Genomic DNA, 13,477 nt, shown 5'->3' with positions numbered 1-13,477 from the left:
AGGGGTTGAGGGTCATCGTGGCTCTGCGCCCGAGTAGAGGGTCGACCGCTCGTTCTGGCTGAAGAACATGTCCTGCTCTTCCATGATCTCGCGCACGAGCGGGTCGCCGAGGCCGTCGAGCTTCCGGGCGGTGTCGCCGTACAGCAAGGCATTATGCGGCTGGTCGGTCGCGACGGGTGGATCCTCGTAGTACGTGTACCAGTTGTCGCCTCGGTGGCTCGAGTTCGAGAGCGGGCCATCGAGCATGGGAACCACATCTCCTGTGTGCTGCAGCGAGAGCACGGCCACATCGTCGGGGATCTTCATGCCGTCGATCGACGCACCCGCGGCGAACACCGCCTGGATGTTGAAGGGCGAGTTCGGATCGGCCGCCATCTTGCCGGCGAGGATGCCGCCCTGACTGAACCCGCACAGCATCACCGGGTCGTCGGGACCGACCCCGGCCTTCTGCATCGCCTGGATGACGGCGCGCTCGTACGCGGCCTGCTGCTCGGGGGTCAGCATGAGCGCGAGGTTCGAGCCCCAGTCGTTCATCGCGCCCTTGTCACCCGTCGGGTCGTTGCCGACGATCGGCCCCGCCTCCTGCCAGTCCTGAGTGCTCGGCAGGATGACGCGCCAGCCGATCCGGTTGCCGTTCTCGTCGAGCACCTCGATGACCTCGACGACGGTCATGTCGGCGCCGCCGAGCTCGTCCAGGTCGTTGTCGTCCGACATGACCTGGGCGTACCGGTCGCCACGGCCCTCAGCGGATTCACGCGATACCGGTGTCTTGTTGACGGGGGTCATGACGGGGGTGGGTTGGTTGAGATCTGCCGCGAGCGACTGGGTGAGCAGGAGGACGACCGCCCCGAGGACGCCGATGATCAACGAACCGAGGACGACGCCGACAACCCCGCCGAAGAGGATGAGTCCGACGCCGGCGAGGAGCACCAACCACATCTCGGGTGGCAGGTGCTGCAGCACCTGCACCAGCAGGCTCACGAAGGTGATCAGGTAGCCGATTCGCGACACGATCGTCGCGATCGCCTCCTGTATCGCCGTGATGAGCGGCACGAGGATCGCCTCGACCCAACGGCCGATCTGCTGCAGGAAGCCCGGTAGCGAATCGACCCAGGCGTGGAAGACCGAACCGAAGGTGTCCTTGAGGTCCTCCAGCACGGGCGAGATGGCCTCGATCGCCGTGCGCGCGGCCGCGTCGCGGTACTCGACGGCCCGGTGGTAGGCCTGTTCGGCCTCGCGCACCTCCCCGTCGAGTTCGTTGACGCGGTGCGTCTCGTAGGCGATCCGGTCCCGCAGCTCGTCGGCATGCTGCGCGTCGCCGGCCATGATGGCGGTCTGGCGCTCGTCGATCAGGTTCTCGAGCCGGTAGCGGTGAGTGTTCAGGCTGCCCTGACGGCTGCTCTGCTCGGATGCGGCGCCCGCCGCAGAACGCTGCGCCTCGCGCAGAGCGACCGCGTAGGTGCGTAATGCGCTGCCCGTCGTCGAATAGCGGGGCTTCGCCCTCCCGAGTTTGTCCGCGACACCCTCTGCCCGCTCCGCGAGCGCCGTCACCGTATGCCCGCGACCGCTACCGTCCGTGACCTCGCGCAGGCGGGCGACGCTGCGAGCGATCGCCTCCGCGATGTGCTCGTAGCCGCTGCCCGCGGCGGCGACCGCGTCAGGGTCGCCGGGAAGTGTGGCGAGGCTCATCCGTCCGTGTCCTCCGAGTCGTCGGATCCTGTGGGGACCGAGGCTGCGAGCTCGGCGTCGAGCTCGTCGAGTGTCTCGCGGATCGTCTGCACGACATCCACGAGTCCGCCGAGTTCCTCGATGAGCTCCTCCCGGCGCACATCCCAGTTCTCGCCGAAGCGGCGCACGACGTCCGCGAGCCCGGGGTGACCCACCTGATCGGCGACGTGGCGCGCCCCCTTCTCGGCGTTCTGGAACTCGGTGCGTACGCGACGCAGCCGCGTCTCGAGCTCCTCAAGCCCCTCGTCGTCGATCACGAGATCGCTCATGACCGTTGCTCCTCTCGGACGTCCGCGGCGACCTCCCAGCGGATCGTGGACACGACGGCATCGAACAGTTCGAGCATCTCCTCCTCGTACTCCGCGTACGCGGTGGTGAAGGTGATCATGGCGAGCCGCGCCGGTGCCGCAGCCGCGATCCAGTAGTCGGCCTCGATGAGATCGAACTCGCGCTCGACGTCACCCTCCGAGACGAGCCGACTTCGCCGCCAGGTGTGCCGGACCGCGTGGATCGGCGTCGGCGAGGCGATGTCCTCGCGCGACGTCTCGCCACCCTCTGGTGCGGCTCCGACGGCGGCGTCCAGCACCTCGCGCAGCTTCTCGATGCCGAGGGCGGCGAAGTCGGTGCTGCCGATCTCCATCTCGAAGACCGCGATCCAGGCAGGCAGGGGAATGCCGGGGGCGATGCTGAGACCCGTGTAGAGGTCGCTCGCGCCCCCCTCACGCGCGACCTCAGCGGCCTTGAGGAAGCGGTCGCGCAGCTCCGCGCGCGTCGAGGCCAGCTCCTCCTTGCGCCCCGTCACCTGCTCGGTGAGCCGGCGGATCGACTTGCGCATGCTCGTCTCGTTGGTGAGGTTCACGCGACCCCATTGCCCCGGAAGGATGAACCGCGGTGCGCTCACGAGGCCGCCTCCAGCTCGAAGGACGCCGGAACCCCGGGGTTGTCGCCCGATACGACGGCAAGCGCGTAGTCGACGAGATCGGGGAAGAGGGCGAGGTTCTGTGTCGCGAACAGGAACTCGACCATCGTCGGCTCCGGGGCAGGCGGGAACAGGGCGACGACGCAGCGCTCCATCGCCGGCACCATGGGCCCGGCGTCGTCCAGTGGCAGCACGAAGTGATGCACGACGATCGCCTCCCCCGTCGGCAGCGTCGCGCGCTCGATGCGCTGGTTCACGACCTCGACGCCGTCGGGCACCGTCGCCTCCACGAGCGCCGCGTGGTACTTCTCGGCGAAATCGACGCTCACGCGCGTGATGCGCGCACTCAGGAGCGCCTCGACCTGCCCGCGTTCGACGTCACGGACGAGCGCGAAGCTCGTGCGGCGTCCGTCGCCGAGCCGATGGGTGTAGTCGAGGACCGCGGAGAGGCCGTGCCGCAGTCGCTCCTGGGCTGCGGACGTCGCACCGGATGTCGCGAGGTGGGCGGCGATGATCGCCTGCGGGTCCTCGATGGGCGCGCCGAGATGCCACCACTCACTCGGCAGGGTCACGTCGAGGCTCACGCGGCACCCACCAGGCTCTGCACACCGGCGATCCCGTCGAACACGGGGCCGGCGACGCCGCCCGTCATCCCGGACACGATGCCCTGGCCGAGGGGCACAGCCCAGGTCTCCACGTCCCAGTTCCACATCTGGTCGCCTTCCGAGAACCAGGTGGACTCGCCGGGCTCGGGGAAGGCGTCGAAGCGCACATCGAGCGCCGAGTCGATCACGCCGCGGCCGAAGTCGCTCACGAGCGTGATGCCGAGCTCCTTCGAGAATAGCTCCCCGCCGACGTCGAGGGCGCAACCGGCCAGCACCTCGGCCGTATGACCGCCTTCGATCGCCGTCGCGAACGAGAAGGCGAGCTTCACCTCGGCGGCGCCCTGGACCCACGCCGCCTTGCTGAACGCCTGCATGGCACCCGAGACCGCGGGGCCCGGCTTGAAGACGTTGACGCCGCCCATCTTCGCCGTGACGATGCCGACTGCGACGTTGATGGCGTCGGCGAGCAGCCGGCCAAGCGACTCGCGTCCGAGGATGACGAGCGCGAGCGAGCAGAGGAAGATGGCCGCCGCGAGCGCGACCGAGATCACCGTGAGCGCGGCCGCGAGCGGAGCGAGGAACGGAAGGAAGATCGCGAGGATCGTGACGATGAGGCACAGGATGTCGACGATCGATTTGAGGATCTCGAGGATCGCCCGCAGCTTCTCGATGAGTGGCGCGAGGTACTGCTGCGCGAGCTCGTAGACGAACTCGAGTACGGCACCCGCCCGATCCCAGAAGCCGTCGTTGAGGCCGGATCCGTCGGCGGCCGCCTGCAGGGCGTTCGCCGCCGCGATGGCCGCGTCGTCCTTGTCCTGTACGGCTGCGTCGTACTCCTTCAGAGCGGCGAAGTACTCGGCGTCGTAGCGGGCGACGTGATCCCTGGCCTGCTGATAGTCCTCGACGGTCTCCTGATCACCGGCGCCGTTCGAGATGGTCTCGCGAAGCTGTTCCTTGCGTCGGCGCCAGTAGCGCGCCTGCGCGTTGTTGGCCTCGATGCGGCCGCGCGCCGCATCGGCCCGCTGCTGGGCGGCGACGAGGGCGGTGCGGTATCCGGAGACGGCATCCGCCGCGCCACGATAGCGGGACTCGACCTTCTCTGCGTCGACGCGCGCCTCGCTCGCCTTCTCGCGGACCTCGTCGGCGGCCTCGCTGATCGTGATGTGCTCGGAGGCGAGGGCGCGCAGCTCGGTGATCGCGTCGAGCAGGGCGTCGGCCGTCGTGGCGAGCCTGCGGGCCTGGATGCCGATGGTTGCGACGTTCCCCGGCAGCGGGTCGGGGATCGGGTCGTCGATGCTCATTTCAGCCCTTCAGCCCCTTCGCGAGATCGCTGTCGGTCGCCTCGAATTCGGTGTGGATCTGCTTCACGGAGTCGCGCAGCCAGACGAGGTTCTCGCGGATGTGGCCACGGTGCACCGCCCAGCCGTGGCTGTAACCGCGGATGCGGTCGGCCAGTCGCGCGTCACCCACCGCGCCCGCAAGGGTCTCCGCCGATTCGCCGTCGTGCTCGAGCGCGGTGATCGCGCGCGTGAGCCCGCTGTCGAGCGTGGCGAGATCGTCGTAGTCGATCCGGAGTCTGTCGGCCACGGGTGGATCCTCTCGGGCGGCGGTGGGCGGTGGTGGTATGGCCGGTGGTCCCCACCTCGAGGCGGGGACCACCGTGACGCGGACTAGCCGCGGATGGCGTTGGCCAGGCCCTCGTCGGTCTGCTGCAGCGCGTCGGCCGCCGAGACGAGGAAGTTGGCGAGGCCCTCCAGGCCGTCGATGGCCTGCGAGGTGCCCGTGCGGAACTGCTCGAACGAGTCGCGGTACGCGGCAGACGACTGCTCGGCCTGGAAGCCGGAGGCGGTGAGCGACTGCACGAGGTTCGACAGCTCGGCGAGCTTCGAGTGCAGGTCGTCCTTGCCGGCCTGGAGACGGCGGGCGGCGTCGCGAAGCTCGTCGTAGGTGACGTTGAGGTTGGCCATGATGCTCCTTCTAGTGGTTCCCGCGAGGCACGGGGGCTGGTGTCTTCGACAGTATTCAATTGTTGAGCAAGCGTCGATGGGGATGACTCCCCATGGCGTCTCCTCAGTCCGGCGCGAGCGGCAGCTGAACTCGTACCGCCTTGCCACGGGCGATGAAGAACCCGCGGCCGGGCGGGAAGTCCCCACGCGAGACGCGGGGCAGCGAGGTCTTGAGGATCGTGTCGCCCTCCATCGACTCCGGTTGCAGCAGGAAGCCCGTGCGCGCCGCCTTGACCTCCTGCAGGAGCGGCCAGGACGAGCCCCAGCCACCGCTCTCGTTCTCGGCGATCAGCAGGTGGTCGCTGCGCTTGATCGCCTTGATCATCTCGACCATGGCCGAGTCCGCGGAGGTCGAGAGGAAGTCGCCGATCTGCTCGATGACCACCAGGATCTTCTCGTCACCGCCTGTCTCGGCGACGGTCGCCGTCACCTCCTTGGCGAGCGCGGCGGCATCCTCGACGGTGAGCGCCTTCGCCTCCCACCCCGGCCGCTGTCCGATCTCCGAGCGGGGCGATCCGAAGTAGTAACGGGCGATCTTCGGGTGCGCGCGCGCGACGGATGCGATGAGCCAGCGCAGCGCGTTGGTGCGGCCCGAGGCGGGGGGCCCCGAGAGCACGATCGCCCCCGAGGGCTCGAAGCCCACCGGCTGGAGCGTGTCGTCGGAGACGCCCAGCACCGGCAGCCCCCCGACCTCTGAGGGAAGCGTCGCCGCGGGGATCTCGGTGCCGAGGGTGCCGACCTCGGCGGCCTCGGCGCGCCCGGTGCGGCGGATCGCCTCGCCGAGCGCCGTGATCGCCTTCGCCTGCTCCGCCACGCCGACCTCGCCGCCCACGATCGCGAGCTGTGCCTCGGCCCCGTCGATGACGGCGCGGCCGGGGGGCGAGGAGGCCGAGAGGATGTCGGCAGGTGCATCGAGCAGCATGTAGCCGCCCTCGTCGGCGAGACGCAGCGCCACCCGGCGCTGGAATGCCGAGGAGATGCCCGTGGGCACCGAACCCGGACGGTCGGCGGTGATCGCCACGTGCATGCCGAGGCCGCGCCCCTCCCCCAGGATCTGCTGGAACACGCCGTACCAGGGGGCGCGCGTCGCACCGATCTCGAAATCGTTCTTGAACGACGGGAAGTTGTCCACGAGCAGCAGGATGCGTCGCTCCTCGGGCATGCCCGCGATCCGCCGGTAGTCGACGATGGAGCCCGCATCGACGGCCGTGTACGCCGCGCTGCGGCGCTCGAGCTCGTCGCGCAGCAGCCGCAGCAGCCGCACGACGCGCTCGGGGTCGTCGCCCGAGACGATCGAGCCGACGTGCGGGAGCGCCTCCAGCATCCGGAGCCCGCCGGTGCCGAAGTCGAGGCCGTACACGTCGACGGGGCCGCCGCGCGGGGTGATGCCGGCCGCGGCGGCGAGACTGCGGAGCGCGACCGTCTTGCCCGCGCCGCCTGCGCCGTAGTACGCGATGTGGCCGTCGACGTCGGGGCGGAACACGACCTCCTGCTGGCGCTGCAGCTGCGGCAGGTCGACCACGCCGAGCACGAGCTCGGCGTCGGTGCGCTGGTGCAGCCGGGTGAGGTCGAAGACGGGGGCCAGCTCGTCGAGCCACGGACGCCGCGGCGCCGGGATGCGCGCCTCGCCCGCCGCGGCGATGAGGTTCGCGACGAGCCGGGCCTGGTCGGTGGGGCCGGGATCCGCCTGCGTCTCGGCGGCGACCGCCTCGTCCTTGCCGGGCTGCTCCCACTGGTGCTCGGCTCCGAAGCGCAGCTCGGCCACCTCGACGCTCGGCGCGACGGGGGTGTCGCTCGTCCAGCCGCCCGCGTACGCGGACTGGAAGGGGGTGAGCCGCCCGGGGCCGGTCTTCGCGATGCCGCGCCCGGGGATCGAGGGGTCGAAGGTGCCGGCGATCTTGTCGCCCACGACGTCCATCGAGTCCGACTCGTCGGCCATCCGCAGCGCGATGCGCAGGTTGGTGTTGGCGCGCAGGTTGTCCTTGATGACACCCGCGGGGCGCTGGGTGGCCATGATGAGGTGGATGCCGAGCGAGCGCCCGCGCTGGGCGATGTCGACGACGCCGTCCACGAACTCCGGCACCTCGCCCGCGAGAGCCGCGAACTCGTCGATGACGAGCACGAGAGCGGGAGGCGCATCCGGGTCGCCGCGCTTCTCGAGGTCGAGGAGGTCCTTCGCCTTCTTGCGGTTGAAGAGGTGCTCGCGGTGGTGCAGCTCGGCGCGCAGCGAGGTGAGGGCGCGGCGCACGAGGTGCGGGCTCAGGTCGGTGACGAGGCCGACGCAGTGCGGCAGGGCGACGCAGTCGGCGAACGCCGAGCCGCCCTTGTAGTCCACGAACAGGAAGGTGACCCGGTCGGGGCTGTACTCGGCCGCCATGCCGAGCACCCAGGCCTGCAGGAACTCCGACTTGCCGGATCCGGTGGTGCCGCCGACGAGGGCGTGCGGTCCCTGGGTGCGAAGGTCGAGGTGCATCGCGTCGACGCCCGCCGAGCCGACGATCGCACGCAGCTTGCCGGCGCGGCGCCGCACGAGCGGCCCGCCGGAGCGGTCGTGGATGGAGTCGTTCTCCCGCCAGCGACCCACCGCCGCCGAGGGGCTCGTCGCGAGCGACGGGCCGACGAGGGAGAGCATCATGATCGATCGCGGCAGGTCGCTCGAGTCCTCGACGAGGGCGCCCGCATCCGTCACGGGGGCGAGACGACGGGCGAACCACAGGGCCTGCTCGCGCGTGACCGGCTCGGTGCGCACGTCGGTGATCGCGTCGCCCAGCCGGACGAGACCGACCTGGGCGGTCGAATCGTCGCCGAACGCGACGTAGGTGCGGGCGACGGCGGGCAGCTGCGCCTGCGCCGGAGAGACCCAGATCGGGTACACGCCCGCGTCGGCGGCGCGCTCCGCGAGCTGCACGAGGCGCGCGCGGTCGACGGGGGCGTCGTCGGAGATGAGCAGCGCGACCGCCGGCGTGGCCGCGGGTGGCGGGGCGACCTCGTCCGCGCCGTCGCCGGCCGACGCTCCCGCGACGAGCGCGGACTTCTCGAGCATCTTGGCGCCGCGCAGCTCGCGGTCCTTCGCGCGGGTGGCGATGAGCTCCTCGATGGCCGAGAGCAGGGCTCCGCCGGTCGCCTGGCTGTTGGCGAGGTGCACGGCATCGAGGGGGCTGTGCGGGGATGCCGTGTGCGGCAACCACTTGAGCCACTCGAACTCGTTCGTCCAGGTGCTCGAGACGACGGCGGCCACCACGAGCTCGGCGGGCGAGTGCAGCCCCGCGAGCTGCACGATCAGACCGCGCGCGGCGTCCGCGGCGACCGGCTGCGGTCCCGCGATGCCGAGCGCACCCGAGAAGTACAGGTTCTCGGTGACGGGTACGCCCGCGATGTGGCGGTAGGCGTCCTGGGTCTTCTTGACCCGCTCGACGTACTCGGGGAGTCCGGTGTCCTCCTTGGAACTCGTCACCCGGTTGCGCGACTCCATGGTGCCGATGCCGAGGTTGACCGAGAGGAACTGCCAATGCTCGGGCCGACGGGTCCATAGCAGCGGGCCGAGCTCGAGCGCCTGCTGGTACACCTCGGCCGTCGACGGGCTCTCGGCGAGGCGCACGGCGCGCTCGCGCTCGACCTCCTCGGCGAGGGTCTTCTCGAGCGCCTCGGATCGGGCGTCGAAGTTCTCGATGTCGAGTTTGCGCTTGCGTTTGCGGGTCGAGCGCGCCGTCCACCAGGTGCCGAGCATGAGGATCGGCGAGGCGAGCACGAGGAGCAGCATCGCGGGGTTGCGGTTCATGAAGAAGATGCCGACGACGCCGATCGCGAGCGGGGCGACGAGCGCGAGCCAGGGGAAGGGCTGCGCGTCCTGCTCGGCGGGCGGCGCGGGGGCCGCGAACTCCTGCCCGGGGTAACGCGACTCGACGCGCGGCGAACGGTTGAAGGCGATCGGGCCGGGCGGCGGTCCGGAAGGGGCGGCCGCGACGGGCGCGGAGATCGCGGCCCGCAGCACCGTGTCGCCGAGACGCACCGTGTCGCCATCCTCGAGGTCGACGCGCGTCACGAGCCCTCCGTCGACCTCGATGCCGTTGGCGGAGTTGAGGTCGACGAGGCGGATGGCGTGACTGAACACGTCGACACGAGCGTGGCGCTTCGACACGAGCGAGTCGGCGAGCACCAGGTCGGCGCTCGCCGCGTCGCGGCCGATGAAGACGGTGCCGGGCACGAGCGCGAACTCGGCACCGGCATCCGGCCCCTCGACGACGACGAGTTTCGCGGCCGCGGCCGTCTTCGCGGGCTGCACGCTCGTGCCCTCCGGCACGATCGAGATCGTCGCGCCCGAACCGACGGCCGCCTCTGCGATCGCGAAGTCGGCGTCGAGCACCCGAGGCGCCGTCCCGCCTGCGTCGGTGACGGTCAGCGTGACCGGACCGCCCGACGTCGCGCCGAGCTTGGCGAGGTAGGGGTCGCGCGCCTGGATTCCGGCGGCGACGTCGGCGACGGTGGCGCCGGCGTCCGCGGTGACGACGATGTCGGCCTCGGGCCCGGAGGGCCGCTGGAGGGTCAGCTTGAGTTTCAGTGCTCGCTCCTTCGCGGTGCGGTGGTGGTGAGGCGCGCCGCGAGGTCGCGTGCGGATCGGATGCGGTAGCGGCTGAGCAGGCGCACGCGCGCGGGGGCTGCGGCGCGGGCGGCGCCCACGGCGCCGAGGGCGTCATCCCACAGCGCCGTCCCCTCCTCGGCGGCACCCTCGCGGCCGGAGAAGACGAGCTCGTCGGTCTCGGAGGCGAGCACCCGCAGGCGCGGCGGCGCCTGCTGCTCGCTCGCCGGGAACTGCGCCTCGAGGCGCGAGGCGAGCAGCGGCCGGGTGAGCTTCGGCGGCACCTGGTAGCCGAGCTCGGAGTACCGGTCGGCGAGCTCCTCCCAGGCGCCGGCCGCCTGGTCGGCGACGGGTCCGCGGCGGCGCTTGCGCAGGCGACGGGCCTTCACCGTCCCCACGATGAGCAGCGGTACGAACACCACCGCGAGCAGCGAGACGAGGCCGATGCCCACCCCGTAGGCCCAGCCGGGGATGACGAAGTCGACGTCGTCCTCGTCCGGGTCCTGCTTCTCGAGCTCGACGGGCGTGAGCAGGTCCTCCGGCTCCTTGTCGGAGCGCGGGGGCTGGCGCACCTGCGGCTGCGGCTCGCTCTGCGGCTTCGGCACCTGGTCCTGCGGGATGTCGGTCTCGTCGGGCGTCGGGTCGAACGGCACCCAGCCGACCCCCTCGAAGGCCACCTCGACCCACGCGGTGACGTCGTCGCCGGTGACCGAGACGGTGCCGCCGCCCTCGCCGACCTCCGGGGCGAAGCCCATGACGACGCGCGCCGGGTAGCCGAGACTGCGCGCCATGAGGGCGAAGGCCGAGGTGTACTGCTCCTCGTCGCCGATCATCTGGGTGGCGTCGAGCAGGTCCGAGATCCGGTCGGCGCCGTGTCCGGCACGTGAGGGCACCGCGTCGGAGGCGCGCCCGTGGCTGAGGAAGCCTGTGGTCACGAACTTCAGCCGGATCGCCTCGAGCTGCTCGGCGGGCGAGACGGCACCGGTGGCCCACTCCTGGGCCTTCGACGACACGATGTCGGGCACGCCCGTCACGGGCGGCAGCTCGACGTTCGCCACCGGGACCGACGACAGCTCCTCGATGCTCGGCGCCTCCTGGGTCACCGCGTCGATGCGGTAGCTGTCGCCCTCGTGCAGCCCCGTGGTGAGCACCATGCTGCCTGTGGAGGCGTTGTAGCGCAGGTCGTCGGAGTGCGTCTTCGCCTCGCCGCCGGTGAGCTCGAAGTCGGTGGGATAGCCGACGCCCGGCACCCAGACGTCCTGGTAGCCGGTGATCGTGATGTCGACCTCGGGGTGCGCCACCGGGGTCACGAGGGGCGCGGACGGCAGGCTCCGGCCGACGAGCTCGTACGAGCCCGACCCTGCCGCGCTCGCGTTCGAGTCGGTGACGTTCCAGAGCTTGCCGGTGTAGGAGTCGAGGGTCGCCATGCGGATGCGGTCGCCCGGCTGCAGCCCGGTCGCCGTGAACTGCTCCTCCTCGTCCACCTGCTTGGTGAAGTGCCGGTAGCCGGCGAGGGGGCTCGGATAGTCGAGCGGGTCGAAGGGCGGCTCGATCTCGTCGCGCAGCACGAAGCGCTGGTCCTTCGCGGGGGCGAGCCAGTATCCGGCCGCCCCGCCCGCGAGCACGGCGACGAGCACCACGGCGACCGTCCCCGCGATCTTGCGGGTGAGCAGCGAGCGGTCGGCCGTCGCGGCGACGCCGCCGACGGGCGTGCGCCAGCCGAGCCAGACGAGCACGAGCACCGCGAAGGCGACGCCGCGGATGCCGGCCTGGTACGCCTCGTCGGTGCCCACCAGGATGCCCACCAGGTAGAGCACGGTCGCGGGCACGAGGGCCACCCCGAACCGCCAGGCCGTGCGCGGCCGGTGGGCCAGCCAACGCGTCGCGAGCAGGGTCGAGACGAGGGCGACGACCCAGCTCGCGGCGTACGGGACGACGGCGATGTAGGCGGGTGCGCCGACCGGGGTCGAGAGCGTGAGCAGGTCCGCCCAGCCGTAGACCGTGCCGATCGCGAGGCTCGCGAGCGACTGCAGCGTCGGCACGACGCCGAAGATCGTCTGGCTCGGCACCGCGACCGCCGAGCCCACGACGAAGTACCCGACGATCGCCACCGCGAAGGTCAGCAGCCCGCCGAGCCGGAAGACGCTCGTGAACACGCCCGTGAGCGCGCCGAGCACGAGCCCGCCGATCCCGGCCGCGAGGAAGCTGTAGCCGCCGTACGACGGGGTGAAGCCGATGACGCCGAGCGCGGCGAGCGCCAGCAGCACGGTGATGTCGAGCCAGGTGCGACCCCCGGGCCAGGCGAGCGCCGAGGTGCGGGGGGCGGATGCCGCGGCGGTCGTGGTCGCGGCGGTCACGAGCTGAGCCCTCGGAACAGGCCGGGCAGGTCCTCGAGCCGGCCGACGGTGAGCATCGTCATCCCCGCGACCGAGCCGAGCCGCGGCTGGGCGCCGAGCTCGGCGGTGACACCGAGGTGGGTGGTGTCCGAGCCGAACAGCGTCTGCACGCTGCGGATGTCGCCGGGCGACAGCTTCGAACCGCCGACCGTCACGACGACGCTCGGGGCGGGCAGGCGCTTGGTGCGCTCGCGCACGAGGTCGCGCAGCGTCGTGAAGCCGCCCGTGTGGCCGTACTCGAGACGGCTCGAGGAGTCGAGCATCGAGGTCACGGTGCGGGTGCGCCACGGCCCGGCCTCGCTCACGACGTCGAGCTGGGTGCCGTCGCGGATGATCTGCGAGGCGATCGACGCGGCCGCCGAGACGGCGAGCTCGAACTCGTCCTCGCCCGCGAAGAACTGGGCGCCGGTCGGCTGCACGACGATGATCTGCGAGCGCCGGGTCTCCTGGAACTGGCGCACCATGAGCTGCCCGATGCGCGCCGAGGTGCGCCAGTGCACGTAGCGGCGGTCGTCGCCCGGCACGTAGGGGCGCAGCGCGTGGAAGGCGAGGTCGTTGTTGGTGATCTTCGACGACACCTGGCCCTCGAGATCGCGCACGAGGCCCGCGGCCGAGGAGGCCAGACGCACCGTCCGCGGATGCACGAACAGGTCCACGGCATCCGCCCACTTCACGGCACGGCGCAGCAGGCCGAGCTGGTCGCCCCGGATCGACTCCACCGGGCCCGCGACGATGACGGCACGCCGGTTGGTGGGCACCTGGAAGAGCTCCTCCTCCTCCTGCTTGGGCGTCATCGCCGGCAGCTGGAACTCGGCGACGCCCTTGCCGACGGGCAGCTCCATGCGGGTCGGCGCGAGTCGGCGCGCGCCCGTGTTGGTGACCACCATGCGGCCCATCGCCCGCTCGCCGACGACGACGCGACGCGGGTTGAGCTCGATGAGCACGCCGTAGCTCGAGCGCCCGACGAGGAAGAACGCGGCCACGACGACGGAGGCGAGCAGCACGAAGCCGAGGAAGGTGAACTCCTGCCAGTCGAACACGAGGCTCAGCACGATCGCGAGCGCCCCGAGGCCGAGCACGACCCAGCCGGCCCCCGTGATGACCCGCAGCACCGGCCCGACGATCCGCCACACGACCCGCGCCGCGGGTCGCACGACGTTCGCGACGCCCGTGCCGAAGCGGCGCAGGCTCGCGCCCGCGGGGCGCAGCAGGGCGGTCGCGGTGTCGAGTCGGGTGGCGATGGTCAT

At 71.3% G+C, this 13,477-nt stretch carries 10 protein-coding genes; all 10 read right to left on the bottom strand.

Translation table 11 applies throughout. The features are described from left to right. Positions 1-12: 12 nt before the first annotated feature. Complete coding sequence (locus D7I47_RS09800; protein WP_120762871.1) at positions 13-1,689, bottom strand: alpha/beta hydrolase family protein; 1,677 nt, start codon at positions 1,687-1,689, stop codon at positions 13-15. Next, complete coding sequence (locus tag D7I47_RS09795) at positions 1,686-1,997, bottom strand: hypothetical protein (protein WP_120762870.1); 312 nt, start codon at positions 1,995-1,997, stop codon at positions 1,686-1,688. The genes D7I47_RS09800 and D7I47_RS09795 overlap by 4 nt, the downstream gene beginning before the upstream one ends. Further along, positions 1,994-2,629, bottom strand: a complete 636-nt coding sequence (locus D7I47_RS09790; protein ID WP_157981695.1) for a hypothetical protein — start codon at positions 2,627-2,629, stop codon at positions 1,994-1,996. Before D7I47_RS09790 ends, D7I47_RS09795 begins: the two co-directional genes overlap by 4 nt. After that, positions 2,626-3,231: a hypothetical protein gene (locus tag D7I47_RS09785; protein WP_120762868.1), complete on the bottom strand. Its 606-nt coding sequence runs from the start codon at positions 3,229-3,231 to the stop codon at positions 2,626-2,628. The genes D7I47_RS09790 and D7I47_RS09785 overlap by 4 nt, the downstream gene beginning before the upstream one ends. Continuing rightward, complete coding sequence (locus D7I47_RS09780; RefSeq protein ID WP_120762867.1) at positions 3,228-4,553, bottom strand: 6TM ABC transporter family protein; 1,326 nt, start codon at positions 4,551-4,553, stop codon at positions 3,228-3,230. The genes D7I47_RS09785 and D7I47_RS09780 overlap by 4 nt, the downstream gene beginning before the upstream one ends. Before the next feature lies 1 nt (position 4,554). Then, positions 4,555-4,839 carry a hypothetical protein gene (locus D7I47_RS09775; protein WP_120762866.1) on the bottom strand — a complete coding sequence of 95 codons (285 nt, stop codon included), beginning with the start codon at positions 4,837-4,839 and terminating at the stop codon, positions 4,555-4,557. An 83-nt stretch (positions 4,840-4,922) separates the two neighbouring features. Beyond that, positions 4,923-5,219 (bottom strand): WXG100 family type VII secretion target, encoded by a 297-nt coding sequence (locus D7I47_RS09770; protein ID WP_120762865.1) that lies wholly within the window; start codon positions 5,217-5,219, stop codon positions 4,923-4,925. A 103-nt stretch (positions 5,220-5,322) separates the two neighbouring features. Further along, entirely contained in the window at positions 5,323-9,621 is a 4,299-nt protein-coding gene (locus tag D7I47_RS09765) for an FtsK/SpoIIIE domain-containing protein (RefSeq protein WP_227000592.1), read from the bottom strand. Between the two features lie 191 nt (positions 9,622-9,812). After that, complete coding sequence (locus D7I47_RS09760; protein ID WP_120762863.1) at positions 9,813-12,191, bottom strand: transglutaminase domain-containing protein; 2,379 nt, start codon at positions 12,189-12,191, stop codon at positions 9,813-9,815. After that, on the bottom strand, positions 12,188-13,477 hold the full coding sequence (locus tag D7I47_RS09755) for a DUF58 domain-containing protein (protein ID WP_120762862.1): 1,290 nt from the start codon (positions 13,475-13,477) through the stop codon (positions 12,188-12,190). The genes D7I47_RS09760 and D7I47_RS09755 overlap by 4 nt, the downstream gene beginning before the upstream one ends.

It is taken from the genome of Protaetiibacter intestinalis, from assembly GCF_003627075.1.
Taxonomy (GTDB): domain Bacteria; phylum Actinomycetota; class Actinomycetes; order Actinomycetales; family Microbacteriaceae; genus Homoserinibacter; species Homoserinibacter intestinalis.
The sequence above is the reverse complement of the archived record's forward strand: the minus strand, read 5'-3'. Positions and strand labels throughout refer to the sequence as shown.

Coding starts and splice junctions, on each gene's coding strand:
- D7I47_RS09800 (WP_120762871.1), bottom strand. CDS start 1,689: ATGAGCCTCGCCACACTTCCCGGCGACCCTGACGCGGTCGCCGCCGCG.
- D7I47_RS09755 (WP_120762862.1), bottom strand. CDS start 13,477: ATGACCATCGCCACCCGACTCGACACCGCGACCGCCCTGCTGCGCCCC.
- D7I47_RS09770 (WP_120762865.1), bottom strand. CDS start 5,219: ATGGCCAACCTCAACGTCACCTACGACGAGCTTCGCGACGCCGCCCGC.
- D7I47_RS09780 (WP_120762867.1), bottom strand. CDS start 4,553: ATGAGCATCGACGACCCGATCCCCGACCCGCTGCCGGGGAACGTCGCA.
- D7I47_RS09795 (WP_120762870.1), bottom strand. CDS start 1,997: ATGAGCGATCTCGTGATCGACGACGAGGGGCTTGAGGAGCTCGAGACG.